The 18099-nt window shown below is 33.9% G+C and carries 15 protein-coding genes; 10 read left to right on the top strand and 5 right to left on the bottom strand.

The annotated features are described in order from the left end of the window. Positions 1-4 precede the first annotated feature (4 nt). The 5 genes from ACFSC2_RS13550 to ACFSC2_RS13530 all read left to right on the top strand — a co-directional run bounded on the left by ACFSC2_RS13550 (position 5) and on the right by ACFSC2_RS13530 (position 5658). On the top strand, positions 5-1651 hold the full coding sequence (locus ACFSC2_RS13550) for a pyruvate dehydrogenase complex dihydrolipoamide acetyltransferase (protein WP_379814899.1): 1647 nt from the start codon (positions 5-7) through the stop codon (positions 1649-1651). 92 nt (positions 1652-1743) lie between these two features. Further along, a complete protein-coding gene (locus tag ACFSC2_RS13545) occupies positions 1744-3591 on the top strand; it encodes a hydrolase/aminopeptidase (protein WP_379814900.1) in 1848 nt (615 codons plus the stop codon). Between the two features lie 254 nt (positions 3592-3845). Next, positions 3846-3968, top strand: a complete 123-nt coding sequence (locus tag ACFSC2_RS13540; protein WP_379814901.1) for a hypothetical protein — start codon at positions 3846-3848, stop codon at positions 3966-3968. Positions 3969-4152: 184 nt separating this feature from the next. Then, positions 4153-4683, top strand: a complete 531-nt coding sequence (locus tag ACFSC2_RS13535) for a carboxymuconolactone decarboxylase family protein (protein ID WP_379699924.1) — start codon at positions 4153-4155, stop codon at positions 4681-4683. A gap of 96 nt (positions 4684-4779) precedes the next feature. Then, positions 4780-5658, top strand: coding sequence for a helix-turn-helix domain-containing protein (locus tag ACFSC2_RS13530; protein WP_379814902.1), 879 nt, complete (start codon positions 4780-4782; stop codon positions 5656-5658). On the opposite strand, the gene ACFSC2_RS13525 is transcribed toward ACFSC2_RS13530, so the two are convergent. Continuing rightward, positions 5655-6899 (bottom strand): glycosyltransferase, encoded by a 1245-nt coding sequence (locus tag ACFSC2_RS13525; RefSeq protein ID WP_379815448.1) that lies wholly within the window; start codon positions 6897-6899, stop codon positions 5655-5657. The genes ACFSC2_RS13530 and ACFSC2_RS13525 overlap by 4 nt on opposite strands. Positions 6900-7013: 114 nt before the next feature. On the opposite strand from ACFSC2_RS13525, the gene ACFSC2_RS13520 reads away from it, so the two are divergent. Together ACFSC2_RS13520 and ACFSC2_RS13515 are read left to right on the top strand one after the other, a co-directional pair. After that, a complete protein-coding gene (locus tag ACFSC2_RS13520; protein WP_308095943.1) occupies positions 7014-7595 on the top strand; it encodes a MiaE family protein in 582 nt (193 codons plus the stop codon). A gap of 62 nt (positions 7596-7657) precedes the next feature. Beyond that, a complete protein-coding gene (locus ACFSC2_RS13515) occupies positions 7658-10366 on the top strand; it encodes an AsmA family protein (protein WP_379814903.1) in 2709 nt (902 codons plus the stop codon). Positions 10367-10455: 89 nt separating this feature from the next. Here the strand turns inward: ACFSC2_RS13515 and ACFSC2_RS13510 are convergent, their stop codons facing one another. The 3 genes from ACFSC2_RS13510 to rplU form a co-directional block, all read right to left on the bottom strand. Beyond that, positions 10456-11757 (bottom strand): hypothetical protein, encoded by a 1302-nt coding sequence (locus tag ACFSC2_RS13510; RefSeq protein ID WP_379814904.1) that lies wholly within the window; start codon positions 11755-11757, stop codon positions 10456-10458. A 112-nt stretch (positions 11758-11869) separates the two neighbouring features. Next, positions 11870-12130: a 50S ribosomal protein L27 gene (gene rpmA / locus ACFSC2_RS13505; RefSeq protein ID WP_012023622.1), complete on the bottom strand. Its 261-nt coding sequence runs from the start codon at positions 12128-12130 to the stop codon at positions 11870-11872. A 24-nt stretch (positions 12131-12154) separates the two neighbouring features. Then, the gene (gene rplU / locus ACFSC2_RS13500) at positions 12155-12592 is read right to left on the bottom strand and encodes a 50S ribosomal protein L21 (RefSeq protein ID WP_306155849.1); all 438 of its coding nucleotides are present in this window, start codon (positions 12590-12592) and stop codon (positions 12155-12157) included. A 273-nt stretch (positions 12593-12865) separates the two neighbouring features. Here rplU and ACFSC2_RS13495 point away from each other — a divergent pair, with 273 nt between their 5' ends. Both ACFSC2_RS13495 and ACFSC2_RS13490 read left to right on the top strand, forming a co-directional pair. Next, on the top strand, positions 12866-14188 hold the full coding sequence (locus ACFSC2_RS13495) for a M16 family metallopeptidase (RefSeq protein WP_379814905.1): 1323 nt from the start codon (positions 12866-12868) through the stop codon (positions 14186-14188). 13 nt (positions 14189-14201) lie between these two features. After that, a complete protein-coding gene (locus ACFSC2_RS13490) occupies positions 14202-16250 on the top strand; it encodes a M16 family metallopeptidase (RefSeq protein ID WP_379814906.1) in 2049 nt (682 codons plus the stop codon). Positions 16251-16400: 150 nt separating this feature from the next. Here ACFSC2_RS13490 and ACFSC2_RS13485 read toward each other — a convergent pair whose 3' ends face one another. Next, positions 16401-17270 carry a DMT family transporter gene (locus ACFSC2_RS13485; protein ID WP_379814907.1) on the bottom strand — a complete coding sequence of 290 codons (870 nt, stop codon included), beginning with the start codon at positions 17268-17270 and terminating at the stop codon, positions 16401-16403. Positions 17271-17371: 101 nt separating this feature from the next. On the opposite strand from ACFSC2_RS13485, the gene ACFSC2_RS13480 reads away from it, so the two are divergent. Further along, a complete protein-coding gene (locus ACFSC2_RS13480) occupies positions 17372-17749 on the top strand; it encodes a heavy-metal-associated domain-containing protein (RefSeq protein ID WP_379814908.1) in 378 nt (125 codons plus the stop codon). The last annotated feature ends 350 nt before the right edge of the window (positions 17750-18099 follow it).

The raw sequence follows: 18099 nt of genomic DNA, 5'->3' as shown, positions 1-18099 counted from the left end.
AATTATGGCAATTAAAGTAACTATGCCTCGTTTGAGCGATACTATGACGGAAGGAACGGTAGCGTCTTGGTTAAAAAAAGTAGGCGATAAAGTAAGCGAAGGAGATATCTTAGCAGAAATTGAAACAGACAAAGCAACAATGGAGTTCGAGTCTTTTAACGAAGGAACTCTTTTACATATCGGAATTCAAGAAGGAGAAACTGCTCCTGTTGATTCATTATTAGCCATCATTGGTAAAGAAGGAGAAGATATTTCTGCTCTTCTTGCTGGTGGTGATGCTCCTGCTGCTGAAGCTCCGAAAGCGGACGCTCCTGCTGCTGAGGCAAAAACAGAAACTGCTGCTCCTGCAAAAGCTGCAACTGAATTACCAAAAGGTGTTATAGTAGTAACTATGCCTCGTTTGAGTGATACAATGACAGAAGGAACGGTAGCTTCTTGGTTGAAAAAAGTAGGTGACAACGTTGCTGAGGGAGATATCTTAGCAGAAATTGAAACAGACAAAGCTACTATGGAGTTTGAGTCTTTCAATGCTGGAACTTTATTATACATCGGAATTCAAGAAGGAAGCACTGCCCCTGTTGACAGCTTATTAGCGATTATTGGACCTGCAGGAACTGATATTTCTGGAGTTGCTGATAATTTTACTGCTGGAGGTGCAACAACTGCAAGTGCTCCTGCTGCTGAAGAAACTAAAACCGCTCCTGTTGCTGAAAAAGCACCAGAAGCCTTAGCTGATAATTCAAACGGAAGAGTTTTAGCTTCTCCATTAGCTAAGAAAATTGCTTCTGACAAAGGAATCCAATTATCTCAAGTTAAAGGTTCTGGAGAAAACGGACGTATCGTAAAAAGCGATATCGAAAACTTTACTCCATCTACGCAAGCTGCTCCTGCTTCTAATGCTTCTGCACCAGCTGCAAAAGCAGAAGAAACTAAAGCTGCTGCACCAAAAGTATTTGTTCCTGCTGGAGAAGTTTTCACAGAAGAGATCAAAAACTCTCAAATGCGTAAAATCATTGCTAAACGTCTTGCTGAATCATTATTCACTGCTCCTCACTACAACTTAGTAATCGAAGTAAGCATGGATGAAGCAATGCAAGCAAGAGCTGCTATCAACAGCGTTCCAGATACAAAAGTATCTTTCAACGATATGGTAATCAAAGCTTGTGCTTTAGCATTGAAAAAACACCCAAAAATCAACTCTCAGTGGAAAGAAGATGCTATCATCATCAATCACCACGTAAATATTGGTGTTGCTGTAGCTGTTGAAGACGGATTAGTAGTTCCTGTATTGAAATTTACAGACGCTATGAGTTTATCTCAAATTGGCGGAAGCGTAAGAGATCTTGCTGGAAGAGCTAAAAACAAAAAATTAGGACCACAAGAAATGGAAGGAAGCACATTTACAGTTTCTAACCTTGGAATGTTTGGTATTACTGAATTTAATTCAATTATCAACCAGCCAAACTCTGCGATTCTTTCTGTAGGGGCAATTGTTGAGAAACCAGTAGTTAAAAACGGTCAAATCGTAGTTGGAAACACAATGATGTTATCATTAGCTTGTGACCATAGAACTATTGACGGTGCAACTGGAGCTCAGTTCTTACAAACTTTAAAACAATACATCGAAAGCCCAGTTACAATGTTGGCGTAATTAGTTGTTAATTTTATAATTAAATCCCATTTTGTTTATTCAAAATGGGATTTTTTATTTAATTTTCATCCTCAAATTCAAAACCTCATAAAATGAAGAAACTAATTCTTGTCACTTTATTTCTGACAGCAATCGCTTGCCAGAAAAAAGAACAAACAGAAAAAACAGATGTTGTTAAAGACGAACATAGTTATTCTAAACCAGAACTTGCCGTTGTAAAACATCTTGATTTAGATATCAAAGTCGATTTTGATACGCAAACTATTTCAGGAAAAGCATCTTGGACTATTGATAACATTAGCAAAGGAAACGAAATTATTTTCGACGAAAACACGTTAGAGATTACAAAAGTAACTTTAGGCGATGACGAAAAAGAAACGAAATTTGAGTTAGGAAAAGACACCGAATTTCACGGAAAACCAATTCATATTACCATTGAACCTAACACAACCAAAGTAAACATCTATTACAATACAACAAAAGATGCAGTAGCTTTACAATGGTTGAAACCAGAACAGACAGCAGACAAAAAGAAACCTTTTTTATTCTCTCAAGGAGAAAGCGTTTGGTCAAGAACCTGGATTCCTTGTCAAGATTCACCTGGAATTCGCTTTACTTACAATGCGAAAGTTACCGTTCCTAAAGATTTATTAGCTGTTATGAGCGCCGTAAATCCGCAGAAGAAAAATGATACTGGAGTTTATACTTTCAAACAAGACAAAGCAATTCCTTCTTATTTAATGGCAATCGCGGTTGGAGATATTGAATTTCAAGCAATTGACAAAAGAACGGGAGTTTATGCAGAACCATCAATGCTGAAAAAATCAGCATACGAATTTGCCGAACTTGGAAAAATGGTAGACGCTGCAGAAAAACTTTACGGTCCTTACAGATGGGGACGTTACGATGTTTTGGTTTTACCTCCAAGTTTCCCTTACGGCGGAATGGAAAATCCGAACTTAACATTCTTGACTCCAGGCGTTATTGCAGGAGATCGTTCACTGACAAGCTTATTAGCACACGAATTAGGCCATAGCTGGAGTGGAAATCTAGTTACAAATGCCACTTGGGATGATATTTGGCTAAACGAAGGTTTCACCACTTATGTTGAACATAGAATCGGAGAAGCTATTTTTGGTAAGAAAGAATTTGAAATGCAAAATGTTATTACTAATAAAGAATTAGTTGATAACGTAGCTGAATATGGAGATACAAATCCAGACACAAGACTAAAAGTAAGCTTAACGAATAGAAATCCAGATGACGGAATTAGTCAAATTCCTTATGTGAAAGGATATGCGTTTTTAAGAGTTATTGAAAATGCTGTTGGAAGAGAAAAATTTGATCCGTTCATTAAAAATTATTTTGATTCTCACGCTTTCCAATCTATTACAACAGAAAATTTCGTTAAATACTTAAATGAAAATTTAATTAAAGGCGACAAAGCTTTAGCAGACAAAATCAAATTAGAAGACTGGATTTACAAACCAGGAATTCCGTCAAATATTCTTCCAGTAAGCGCTGCCGATTTCGATGCGATCGATGCGATCCAAAAAAGCTGGAGAGAAACTGGCGTTGCAGGATTAAGTAAAAAAATTACAACAACTGCCGAAAAACAGCATTTTATCGATCATCTTCCAGCTGATATTACCGTTGCGGAAATGGATACCATTGACAAAGAATTCAACTTTACAAAAGGCGGCAATTTTATCATTAAACGTCAATGGTTTGTGCAGGCAATTCGCCATCAATACAAAGCTGCTAATCCAGCAATTGAACAATTCTTAATCGGAATCAGCAGAACAGGATCTGTAATGATGCTTTATAAGGAAATGGTAAAAACCCCAGAAGGAAAAGTTTGGGCAAAACAGATTTTTGATAAAGCAAAATCGGGTTATCACGCAACGACTATTCAGGCTGTTGAAGGGGTTTTGAAATAATTTTTCTTAAAACATAATTTTACAAAGAGGTTGTCACATTAAAGGCAACCTCTTTTTTATTCTCAATAAGTCCCAGCGGGACGAAATATTTATAGAAATAATTAATTTCATTTTTAAAAAGCTCCAGCGAAGCGGTACATCAAGTTGTTGAGATTATAAATATGTCGCTCCGCTGGAGCTTTTTTAAAATGTGCTAAACAATTAATCTATAAATATTTCATTCCTCCGGAATTTTTATCCCTAAAAAACATCTTATGAAACCTACACTAGCCCAGATTGAAGTGGAAAGCCCGGAGCTCAAAAGCCTGAATTTTTCTTGCCAGAAAACAGCGACCAACGGAAGCTCGTTTTATGGCTTAGAAAAATCAGGCTTTTGAGCGAGGACTTGAAACGGAAAGCTGGATTAGCTCCTGAATAAAATCATACTTTTTACTCCAAAAAACAATCAGGGAAAATTGTCCATCACATAGCGTAAATCCTCCATGTTCTAAAATCTGTAATCGTCGCAACTTTGTAATGTCAAAAGACAACAACAAATAACAACTTTAAAAATTAAATAAAATGACACGATTAACAGCATTAAACCCAGAAGAAGTAACAGGAAAAACTAAAGATTTATTCAACGCAGTTCAAGCAAAATTAGGTGTTGTTCCGAACATGATGAGAACAATGGGGAATTCTCCAGCGGTTTTGGAAGGATATTTAAACTTAAGCGGTGCTTTGAGCCACGGAAAATTAAGTGCAAAAACAGGTGAATTAATTGCCTTAGCAGTTTCAGAAAGCAATTCTTGTGATTACTGTTTAGCAGCTCACACTTTTATCGGAGAGAAATTAGTAAAAGCAGATCCAGCAGTTTTACACGCAGCACGAACTGGAAATTCTACAGATGCTAAAACAGAAGCTATTTTACAATTGGCGAAAACTTTGATCAGCAAAAATGGTTTAGTAAATGATGAAGATGTAAATAAAGCTAAAAATGCCGGAGTTTCTGACGCAGAAATTGCTGAAACTGTTGCACATACAGCTCTGAACGTATTGACAAACTACTTCAACAATTTAGCTAATACTGAAATTGACTTTCCTGCAGTATAATTAAACAGCACTTTCACAATAACAAAAAACAATGTATAAAGATAGCTCCGAATTTATTTGAGAGCTATCTTTATATTTTCAAAAATGAAATAAATCATGAGCTCGCAGAATGTTTCTACTTTAATAAATCCTCAGAATGGTAATTTGGCTTTCAAAATTCTTTCATTTGAAGACAATAGTTACTTTGATCATTTACAGCGAAACAATTATTATTCTTTGATTTGGGTAACGAAAGGAAAAGGCAAAGTAAAAGCCGATTTTGCAGAACATCAATTTGAAGAAAATTCACTTCTCGCCTTTTCTCCATATCAACCATTTATGCTTTGCGTAAATGAAGAAATTGAAGGAATCGCTATTCATTTTCATCCTGATTTTTATTGTATTCATATGCATCAAAAAGAGGTTTCCTGCAATGGAGTTTTGTTCAATAATATTTATCAGCCTCCTTATGTAAAGGTTACAGAGCAAGCAATTCTGACTTTTAATATGGTTATTGACCAAATGAAAGCTGAAATCCAAAATGCAGAATTAGCACAATATGAATTATTAATTTCTTATTTGAAGATTTTCCTAATTACCGCTTCAAGATTAAAAACAGAACAACTGGAAGAAATGAAAGCTGTTCCAGATACTAAAGAACCTTTTATTCTTCAAAATCTTAAAGATGCGATTGAACTCAATTTTAAAACCAAACATTCGGCAGGTCATTACGCTGATATGCTAAATATTTCGGCTAAAGCATTGGCTAAATTGTCTAAAAACTACTTCAATAAAACTTTAACCGATTTAATTTCGGAAAGAATAATCATTGAAGCGAAAAGAGAATTATACCTTACTAACAAAACGGTAAAAGAAATCGCCTACGAATTAGGTTATGATGATGAACATTATTTCAGCCGTTTCTTTAAAACGAATGCCGATGTTTCGCCACAAATTTATCGTGAAACGGTAGGTTTTGGGAAAATGGAAGCTTAATTTTTATTCTTAGCTTCTATCCATTTTGACATGTATTTTGTACTTTTTAAAGTATGATGCTGGAGCAGACTTCCCATAAAATTATGGAGACGATGCGTTTCTGAATTTTGCAGCAGATTATTTATTACTGCTATTAATTCGGACGCGTATTTATTTTTTTTATAACATTGATTTATAATCGCAATGCCGCTTTTCTGAGATTCCTTCCAAATATTTTCATTCTGATAAAGTTCTATTGCTTTTTTAGCAAATTCCTGCGGATTATTTTCTACAAAACCATTCCACGGCAGATTTGCATGCATTGCTTCTGAACCAATTGTTGTCGTCATACTTGGCGTTCCGCATTGCATTGCTTCTAAAAGCTTTCCTTTTAGACCTGCCCCAAAACGAATCGGAGCCAGAATAACTCTTGCTTTTTGCACCACTTCGCCGGCGTTTTCTGCCCTTCCTTTAATCAAAAAACCTTTTTTATCATTATGAAGCTGCAACGCTTTTTGAGACGGATAAGCGCCATAAACTTCTAAAACTGCTTCTGGAAATTGTGTATTAATGATCGGCCAGATCTCTTCATTTAAATATTGAACGGTATTCCAATTGGGCTCGTGAAGAAAATTTCCAATAAAAACAAAGTTGTTTCTTTCCTTAAAAGAAGGTAATTTTTCAAGTTCTTTTTCATTCATTTCATCAACCAAAAAAGGAAGATATTGCAATACGCTAGAATCTATTTTAAAAACATTTTTTAAAATTTCCATTTCAAATTCAGAAATAATATAACTCAGATCGCATCTTAAAATGCTTGCAATTTCTCGTTTTGCTACTTCTTCAGAAAGTAAATCTGTGAATTGAAAAGTTCTGTTTTCTTTGAATGCTTTTTGTCTTGCCGTTCTTAAACAATGCAAATCTTCTGTGTCTAAAAGACGAATTGCATCCGGACAATTTTCTGAAACACGCCATCCAAACTGTTCTTCAATCATAAAACGATCAAACAGAACTACTGCCGGATTCAGTTCTTTTATAAAAACATCAAAAGTACTGCTGTTTAATTCTATCGTTTTTTTTGTGACTCCAAATTCACTTAAATCAACCATAAAATCACTATCCATTGCAGGGCTTGCAAAGGTTATCTCGAAGTTATTTTCTTGAAAAATAGAAATTAACTGCATCATTCGACTTCCCGCCGCAGACGAGTTTGGTTCCGGCCACACAAAGCCTATAATTAAGAGTTTTTTGGACTGTTCCATTTTAATTGGTTTCATTTTACAAAATAATGCTTTTTTGAACATTTTTGCACCATTTTTCCTGACTTTCGGTGGTAAAAAAACACTAATTTTGCGGCAATAAATCTCCGCTAAATTATGTTAGGATTAAAATTAGCCACAGACCCGCGCTGGGTAAATATCGTTGAGTCAAATATCGAAGAAATTTTGACTGACCACGCTTGGTGCGAACAAAAAGCCGCTTCGAATGCGATCAGCATCGTTACATACAATTCTGAATTAGAAGAACTTGTAACAGAAATGCTGGTTATTGCCAGAGAAGAACTGGAACATTTACAAATGGTTCATGACGTGATTAAGAAGCGCGGCCTTACTTTAGGACGTGAACGAAAGGATCATTATGTAAATGAACTTTTTAAATTTATGAAGAAAGACGGAAGCCGCAGAGACGCGCTTTGCGACCGTTTATTGTTTTCGGCTATGATTGAAGCCAGAAGCTGTGAGCGTTTTAAAGTGCTTTCTGAAAATATTAAGGATCAAGAATTAGCCAAATTCTATCGCGATTTAATGATTTCTGAGGCTGGACATTATACCACATTTTTAGGATTCGCCAGAAAGTATCAGGATAATATTGATATTGACAAACGCTGGAAAGAATGGATTGAATATGAAGGTTCTATTATTACCAATTATGGTAAAAATGAAACCGTTCACGGATAACAGCTACACTTTTTTTTTATTTCATTGCCCCAAATCAATTAAAATACCGCATCTACGCCTATATGTCTAAAATTACATCAAAACCTTTTTTATTAAAAATTGCTAAATATACCGGAATTACGTTTGCCGTAATTTTAACATTACTTTTTTTAACCCCTATTCTGTTTGCTGACCAGATTAAAGAAAAAATTAAAAAGACAGCAAACGAAAGCTTAAGTGCAGAACTTAATTATTCAGATGTTTCTGTTTCATTTTTTCGTCACTTTCCATCGCTGACTTTAACCCTGAACGATTTACAATTAAATGGTTCTGCACCTTATAAAAATGAAAAATTTATTACAGCAAAAGAGGTTTCTTTTGGTATTGATGTCCTAAGTTTAATTTTTAGTAAATCAGCAAAAATTGACGAAATCTATTTGTCAGATTCTTTTATCAATGTAAAAGTCAACTCAAACGGAGAAGCTAATTACAACGTTTACAAATCTACACCTCAGGATTCTAAGCCTGAAGACAGCACTGACACAGCTTTAAAGCTGGATCGAATAGAAATCTTAAATAGTAAAATTATTTATGATGATCAATCTACAAAAGTGCATTTTGACGCGCTTGGCTTTGACTATTTAGGAAAAGGTGATTTAAATAAAGCTGTATTTGACCTTCATTCAAAAGCAAAAATTGAGAAGCTGAATATTATTTATGATGACGAACCTTATTTAATGAATAAAAAAGTAGATGCTGATCTTATTACTCAGGTCAACATGAACTCTTTGTCATTCTTTTTTCAACAGAACAATTTAAAAATCAATCAGTTGTCAGTTGACTTTAAAGGTAATTTTGATTTCTTAAAAGACGGCTATAATATGGATTTTGTTATTAAATCTGACGATAGTGAGCTATATGATGTTTTTACTGCTTTTCCTCCAAAATACGTTACCTGGCTTTCTAAAACGGAGTTAAAAGGAGATACGAATCTGCTTTTAACCTTAAAAGGAAAGTATATTGCCTCACAAAATATTGCGCCTGATTTAAATTTCGATTTAAAAATAGAAGATGGTTATATAAATTATGACAATAGCGATTTTCCAGTTTCGGACTTAAATGTTGAAATCAAAAGCAAACTTCCTTCCTTAAAGCCAAATTCGCTAATTGTAAATGCTGCAAATTTATCTTTAAATGTAGGTGACGATTATTTCAAATCAAAATTTTACCTTGAAGGAATAGATGCGCCTAAAGTAGATGCCGAATTTAAAGCCAAAATTGATCTTGAGAAACTCAATAAAGGATTAGGAGTTCCTGGTCTAACCTTAAGAGGAATTTTGACTGGAGACATTAAGGCAAAAGGTACATTTGACAGAAAAAATAAGCTTTTCCCTATTTCAAACGGTACAATCGATCTAAAGAATGGATTTGTAAAAACAAGTTACTATCCTAATCCTATTACCAATATTGAATTCAAAACTACAATTGAGGATAAAAAAGGAACTTTTCAAGATCTAAAATTGAATCTTAAACCTGCTCAATTTACTTTTGAAGGAAAACCGTTTTTTGTTCAGGCTCTTCTAAATAATTTTGATGATTTAAATTACGATGTTACTGCGAAAGGCGAGCTTGATGTCAAAAAAATATACAAAGTTTTCTCTCACAAAGGATTAAGCTTAGATGGTTTTATAAAAGCAGATTTAGCCTTAAAAGGAAAGCAAAGTGATGCCTTAAATGGAAATTATAATAAATTGAACAATAAAGGAACTCTGGAGATCCGAAACATTGGGATTGCTTCTGAATTTCTACCTCAAAAATTTATCATTAGAGACGGTCTTTTTAAAATCGATCAGGATAAAATCTTATTTAATAATTTCCTAGCATCATACGGACAGTCTGATTTTACAATGAATGGCTATTTGCAAAATGCAATTAACTATGCTACAAGAAAAAATGGAATACTAAAAGGGTCGTTTAACATATCTTCCAAATATATTAACGTGGATGAATTTATGTTTAATAATACCCCAACACATGCCTCAAAAAACAAATCTACAAAGTCTGGAGTTATCATAATTCCCGAAAAATTTGATTTGGAGCTGACAGCAAATGCTCAAAAAGTTTATTTCGATAAATTAACACTTGAGAATGCAAAAGGAAATCTAAACATCAATAACAACAAACTTACCATGCAGCAAACAGGCTTTAACTTAATTGGCTGCCATGTTGTTATGAACGGAAGTTATCAGGCTGTTGACACTCAAAACGCTCATTTTGATTACAAAATCAAGGCATCTGATTTTAACATCAAAAGAGCATACAATGAAATTGATGTATTCAGAAAAATGGCAAGCGCTGCAGGAAAAGCACAAGGAATTGTTTCACTTGATTATCAATTACGAGGCAGATTAAATGGCAATATGAATCCCGTTTATCCTTCTCTTACCGGAGGCGGAATACTTTCGGTAAAAGATGTAAAAGTAAGAGGTTTAAAAATGTTTAATGCCGTAAGCAAACAAACAGGTTCTGAATCAATGAAAAATCCGGATGTTTCAAAAGTTGATATAAAAACTATGATCAAGAACAACATCATGACTATAGACCGATTTAAATTTAAATTTGCGGGCTTTAGACCAAGAATCGAGGGCACAACAAGTCTAGACGGAAAACTAAACTTAAAAATGCGTTTAGGACTGCCTCCTTTAGGTATATTCGGAATTCCTATGAGTATAACAGGCACTCAGGATAATCCAAAAGTAAAAGTTGGCCGTAAAACAGAAGAGCCAGAATAAAATAGATATCAAGAATAGCTTTAAATTCTAAATTCCAGCTTTAAAAAAACCTTTGTCAAATTTAAAACTTTGACAAAGGTTTTTTTCTTTTATAAAACAAAATTCAATAGATACAAAACTCCTTTTCCTAAAACCCATAATAAAACAGACATTCCGAGAAATCCCCAGATTTTGGTTTTGCTGTTCTTCCAATAAAAATAAGACGTGATAATTTCCCAGTACTTAATAATCACAAAGAAGCTCAAACAAAGTAAAGGCATCCAAACTATTTCAATAGATTGAACATAAAAACCATAATAAAGAGCCGTCAATAAATAAGCAAAGGTTACAAACTGCACATAATAATAATTTCTATAATCTCTTCTATAAAACCATTTAAAAGACAAAATCAAAAAGGAAACAGACAACAAACTTACCAGTGCAACAATTATTTGAGCGAAATAAATATTGTTTGAAAAATTAAAAACAAACAAAACCGTTGCTAAAAGCGCTAAAATAGTAACCGAAGCCAACGTATAAACACTTCTTTCAACAAGATCATCTTTAAACGGAAATAAAAGTCTGGATAAATATTTTTCTATGCTTCTCCAAAATGGCAAAGTATAAACACTTGCAATTACTGCCGCAACTAATTCATAAATATAAAAAGTTTCATTCGGTCGATTTACTATAACATAAACCAAAGCACCCACAATAATGAAAGCAGGAATCGAAATTGTTTTGAGCGTTTTCCAGCTATCATTTCCCCAAAAATTAACTGGAATATCAAATATGTATTTTTCAGCCAAATACTTTTGGGTTAGAATTGCCGTAGATTGACTCCACAACAAAAATATTCCGATATGAATTACAATTGTTCGCGAAACAAATTCTTCCATAAAACATCCAAAAAAAATACAAACTCCACCCGCCAAAAGCATTTCGTAAGTCAGTAAAATCGGCGAAAACAATAATCTGAAAATTGGCGCCAATTTCTTTATCAGAACCTGAATTATCCAGCTCCAATAATTTTTAAACAATTGTATTAGTGCTAAAACTGCAATTAAGGCCGCCAAATAAAACATCCAATTACTTAAAAGCTGCACTTTTAAGGAAGTATCTGTCGAAAAATTTTTATCTGGTTTATACGAAAACTGTGTATGTGTATAAATTTCTGATGCTAATTGATCTCTAACAGAATCATTTATATCAACGAAATCTTTTTCATGCAATTCCCAATAACGTTCAGCATTCGCATTATGCATTTTTAAAACTGCATATTCATACAATATTGCCTTTTGCGAATTATTTAATGACGATACTTGAACAGCAATTTTATTTTGAATGATTGCGGGATCATTTGCATACAGACGAAATGCAAACAACAAGAAAAGGAAAAGAAAATTTTTCAAATCAAATAGTATATATTCAAACAAAAATAGAAAAAAACTTCTTTTGCAAAATCTTAAAAACAAAAAACCCGTTCAAAAATGAACGGGTTTTGTAAAAAGTAATCTTTGATTATTAAGCCTCGAAAGGAATAATAGATACATAAGATTTGTTATCTCTTTTCTTTTGGAACTTAACAACTCCAGCTACTCTTGCATGAAGAGTGTGATCTTTACTGATGTAAACATTTTCACCTGGATTGTGTTTTGAACCTCTTTGTCTAACGATGATGTTCCCAGCAATAGCAGCTTGACCACCATAAATCTTAACGCCTAAACGTTTTGATTCTGATTCTCTACCATTCTTCGAACTACCGACACCTTTCTTGTGAGCCATGACGTATGAGTTTAAATATTGTTATTATTCTTTAGTAGTCTCTTTTTTTGCTTTTGGAGCTGCTGCTTTTTTAGCTTTTGGAGCTTCTTCAGTAGCTGGAGCTTCTTCTGCTACAACTGCTTTTTTAGCTGCTGCTTTTTTAGTTCCACCTGCTGCAGTAATACCTTCAATTACAATTTGTGTAAGATATTGTCTGTGACCATTTCTTTTTTTGTATCCTTTTCTTCTTTTCTTTTTGAAAACGATAACTTTATCACCTTTTAAGTGTTGTAACACTTTAGCTTCTACTGAAGCACCTTCTATAGCTGGGGCGCCTAAAGTTACATTTCCGTTATCATCTAATAAAAGAACTTTGTCAAAAGAAACTTTTGAACCTTCTTCGTTAGCCAAACGGTGAACATAAACCTTTAAGTCTTTGCTTACTTTAAATTGTTGCCCTGCTATCTCTACGATTGCATACATACCAAATTGATTTATTGATTTTAAGGTTGCAAATATACAACTAAAATTTTACTGTGCAATCTATAGCCATAAAAATATTTTCAACCCTAAATATCCTGTCTTTCAAGCACTTTTCGACAATTTTTTAAGCCATTTTTAAGTAAAAGATTGTTAAAATAACATTCAATTATAAACAAATCATTAATTCATGATTAAAAAAACCTATTTTTGACGTAACTATAATCGACAATGTCTACCTATTATATTATTAGGTATATAAAATTATTAATCTTTATGAAAAAATCAATAATGATGTTAAGTGCTGCATTAATGCTCGGCGGAGTGGCTCATGCTCAAAAAGTAGCTTTTGAAGAATACAATTTAGACAACGGACTTCATGTTATTTTACACAACGATCCTTCTGCGCCTGTGGTTATTACTTCTGTAATGTATCATGTTGGTTCTAAAGACGAACGTCCTGACCGAACTGGTTTTGCACACTTCTTTGAACATTTATTATTTGAAGGAACCCAAAACATTAAACGTGGCGAATGGATGAAAATCGTTACCGCAAATGGAGGTGTAAACAATGCTAACACCAACGACGATAGAACTTATTATTATGAAGTTTTCCCTTCAAACAGTTTAGAACTTGGTTTATGGATGGAATCTGAGAGATTAATGCATCCAATCATTAATAAAATTGGTGTTGACACTCAAAACGAAGTTGTAAAAGAAGAAAAAAGAATGCGTTACGACAATCAGCCGTACGGGAATATTCTTCCTGAAGTCAAGAAAAATATGTTCAAGAATCATCCTTACAGATGGACTACAATTGGTTCTATGAAAGATTTAGATGCTGCTACTTTGGAAGAGTTTCAGGCTTTCAACAAAAAATTCTATACTCCAAACAATGCCGTTTTGGTTGTCGCAGGAGATTTTGATAAAACCAAAACTAAAGAATGGATTCAAAAATATTTTGGATCAATTCCGAGAGGCGAAGAGGTTAAAAAACAAACTTATAACGAAGAACCAATTACCCAAACAATAAAAGCAACTTACGAAGATCCGAATATTCAGATTCCTATGGTTGTCGCTTCTTACAGAACACCTTCGATGAAAACAAGAGACGCGAGAGTTTTAGACTTAATCTCTTCTTACTTAAGTGACGGAAAAAGTTCGAAATTGTACAAAAAAATAGTTGACGATAAAAAAATGGCGCTTCAAATTGGTGCGGTTGGTTTTAGTCAGGAAGATTACGGAATGTACATTTTATATGGTCTGCCGATGGCTCCCAATACGACAGCGGACATTTTAAAAGAAATGGACGAAGAAATCGTTAAAATCCAAACCGATTTGATTTCTGAAAAAGACTACGAAAAACTACAAAACAAATTCGACAATAATTACGTGAATGCAAATGCAAGCGTAGAAGGAATTGCAGAGAATCTTGCTTCTTATTACTTATTGTACGGCGATGTAAATCTGATTAATACAGAAATCGACATTTACCACTCCATTACAAGAGAAGAGATTAGAGAAGTTGCCAAAAAGTATTTAAACCCAAATCAACGTTTGGTTTTAGATTATATTCCTTCAACAAAAGTTCAAAATTAAGAAGCCTCGAATCATGAAAAAAATATATCCATTTTTAATCCTTTTATTCCTAAACGGAATTATGCAAGCACAAGATCGTCCACAACCAAAGCCAGGCAGTTCACCAGTAGTCAACATCAAAAAACCGCAGACTTTTGTTTTGTCAAACGGAATGAAGGTTTTAGTTGTTGAAAATCATAAACTGCCTCGAGTAAGTTTTAATCTTACTCTTGATAATGCGCCGTTTACCGAAGGAAACAAAAAAGGCGTAGATGAACTAACAAGCAGTTTGATCGGAAACGGCACCAAAAAAACGACAAAAGAGGCTTTTAACGAGGAAATTGATTTCTACGGAGCCAATATCAACTTCAATTCTCAAGGTGCTTACGCAAGTTCTTTGTCAAAATATTCTGGACGCGTACTAGAACTTTTGGCAGAAGGAGCTTTACAGCCAAATTTTACACAAACAGAATTTGATAAAGAAAAAGCTAAGTTATTAGAAGGTCTTAAAGCCGACGAAAAAAGCGTTCCAGCTATTGCAAATCGCGTGGTTGACGTTTTAGCTTTTGGTAAAAATCACCCAAGCGGGGAATATCTTTCTGAGGAAACGGTAAAAAATGTAACATTAGCTGATGTTCAGAACAATTACAGCACTTATTTTGTTCCAGAAAACGCTTATCTAGTGGTAATTGGTGATGTAAAATTTAAAGAAACAAAATCTTCTGTCGAAAAATTATTTGGAGGATGGAAAAAACAAACGGCTCCAAAAAACAGCTATCCTAACCCAACGAATGTTTCAAAACTTCAAATTGATTTTGTAGATGTTCCGAATGCAGTTCAGTCTGAAATTTCACTTATCAATACTGTCAATTTAAGAATGAGCGATCCTGATTTTTTTCCTGCGGTAATTGCTAATCAAATTTTAGGAGGCGATTTCAACAGTTATTTAAACATGAATCTACGCGAACAACACGCATGGACTTACGGCGCAAGTTCGAGTATTGGAAGCAGTAAATATGTAAGTAAATTTAAAGCTTCGTCTGCTGTTAGAAATACAGTTACAGACAGCGCTGTTGTTCAATTCATTAAAGAAATCAAAAGAATTCGAACAGAAAGAGTGGACCCAGAAGTTTTAAGAAATGTAAAAGCAGGGTACATCGGAAGATTTGTAATGCAGGTTGAAAAACCGCAGGCTGTTGCGCGTTATGCTTTGAACATCGAAACAGAAAAACTTCCAGCAGATTTCTACGAAAAATACATTCAAACTATTAATAATGTTAGCGCAGACGACATTTATCGCGTTGCCAACAAGTATTTTTTATTGGACAATATGCGAATTGTAATCGTAGGAAAAGGATCTGATGTTCTTACTGGTTTAGAAAAACTTCAAATTCCTATTAACTATTTTGACAAATACGGAAATCCTGTTGAAAAACCTGCTGTTAAAAAAGAAGCTCCAAAAGACATTTCTGCAAAAACTGTTTTTGAAAATTACATTAAAGCAATTGGCGGCGAAAAAGCGGTTACAAGTGTAAAAACACTTTTTATGAATGGTTCTACAACTATTCCGCAAGCCCCTACTCCGCTTACTTTTACTTCTAAATTAGATTCTAAAGGAAAAATGATGGTTTCACTATCAATGGGAACTATGAATTTAATGAAACAGGTTGTAAATGAAAAAGGTGCTTATATCGAACAACAAGGACAAAGAAAAAACCTTGAAGGTGAAGATTTAGTCGAAATGAAAGCTAATGCTGCTCCTTTTGAAGAATTACAACTTGTAAAAAGAACTGATTTAAAAGTGGAAGGAATTGAGCCAATTAACGGAAGTGATGCTTACGTAATTAAAGACGGTAAAACAACTTACTATTACGATATTAAATCTGGCTTAAAAACAGCTGAATCTAAACTTCGCGAACAAGGCGGAAAATCGGCAACTCAAATCACGAATTTTAATGATTACAGAGAAGTAAAAGGTGTAAAAGTCCCTTTTAATTTAGTTCAAAATGTAGGTTTTGAACTGGATATTAAAATGGCTGATATTAAGATTAATGAAGGAGTTTCGGATAAAGATTTTTTATAAGCCGCTAAGAGTGTAAGCTTCTAAGCAACTAATATTTTAAGGCTTTGTCAAAGTTTAAAACTTTGACAAAGCTTTTTTTATTCATCATGTTTGAAGCGAAGTAAATGCTAAAGTTTTCAATCCCAACTCCTAACCCATAACTTATACCCCTTAACCCTTTTTTGCCGACAAATAAACACCGATCAAAATCACAAATGCTCCAAAGAATTGAATGGGTGTCAGCATTTCGTTATCTAATAATCCCCAGAAAAAAGCAACAATCGGAATTAAATAAGTTACCGAAGTTGCGAATACAGGAGATGACATTTGAATTAATTTAAAGAAAACAACATTTGCAATTCCGGTTCCTAAGACTCCTAAAATCATAACAAAGAAAATAGAGGTTTGTGCCGTTTCTAGATGTATTTTTTGACTGATATCTGTTGTACTCAAAATGAAAAGTGCCGGAAGAAGTAATACGGTAAAATTTCCTGTTGTAATACTCAGCGAATTTAAATCTGATAAATATTTTTTAATCAAGTTGACATTTATCGCATAACTCAAAGTTGCAATAACTACCAAAACAACATAATAATAATTTTGCCCTGGATGAGCTGAAGCACCACTAAAAACCAACAGCAGACAACCTATTAATCCAATAAAAACACCTATAACTTGTCGTCTTTGAAATTGGATTCCGAATGCAATTATTCCTAAAATTAAAGTATTTAGAGGCGTAAGTGAATTCAAAATCGCCACAATCGAACTGTCTACTTCTGTTTCTGCTATGGCAAAAAGGTAGGCTGGCATAAAAGTTCCAAATACAGACGTAATGGCAACGTATTTCCACTGGCGTTTAGAGATTTTCGACAAACTTTTAAAACCAATCAATAACAAAAACAAAGCAGCAAAGATGATTCTAAATGATCCAACCTGAATCGCGTTCAAGCCCACCAATCCTCTTTTAATCAAAATAAAAGAGCTTCCCCAAATAAGAGATAGAATCGCTAAATAAATCCACTTTAACTGTTTTGTTTCCATAAATCGCATTTTACTGCAAATTTGTAATAATTTTATGGACTGACCTCTCGGTTTTTATTAATTTTGCACAAAAATTATTTAGTCATTTAAATCTATATATAATGAAGATTTCAAAAATTTTAATAGCCGCAACAATCGCTGGTTTAGTATTCGTTGGATGCAAAAAAGAAGAAGATAAAAGCCTTCAAGTTGTAAATGCTGAAAAAAGCGCTCCAAAAGAACATAAAGCAATCGCTGCTGAAAACTTACAAACAGCAAGCTTCACAATAGACGGAATGACTTGTGCTGTTGGATGTGCAAAAACAATTGAAGAAGAATTAGCAAATCTTGACGGTGTGGACAAAGCAACAGTTGATTTTGACAAAAAAACGGCAACAGTTAGTTTTGATAAAACAGTTCAAAATCCTGAGTCTTTAACAAAAGTGGTTCAGGAAACTGGAGATGGGAAAACTTATAAGGTTTCGAATTTTAAATCTTAAATTCGAAATTCAACGAAATAAAAATGGCTGTTTCTATTTTTGAAACAGCCATTTTTATTTTCATCCTATATTGTTCCGTAGGAACATCTCATTAATAGAAAATTATATTATAGTTGATTTTTACGTTCCGTAGGAACGTTTGGTTTTGAAATTATTTTTAAAAATCCAGAATATCAAACGTTCCTACGGAACGTAAATACCTAATTACATTTTTTTTCTGCCGACGAGACATTCCTACGGAATGATAGACCAGATAGCGTAGATTTGCAATCCGTGCCCGCAACAATAGACACATTCTAAATTCATTAAACACAAAAGCTTTCGGGCTATAATATTTTTGACCTTAAAAA

Origin of the sequence: Flavobacterium artemisiae (assembly GCF_042678225.1) — a bacterium.
Lineage (GTDB): Bacteria > Bacteroidota > Bacteroidia > Flavobacteriales > Flavobacteriaceae > Flavobacterium > Flavobacterium artemisiae.
Note: the sequence above shows the minus strand (reverse complement) of the source record. Positions and strands in the feature narration are given on the sequence as shown.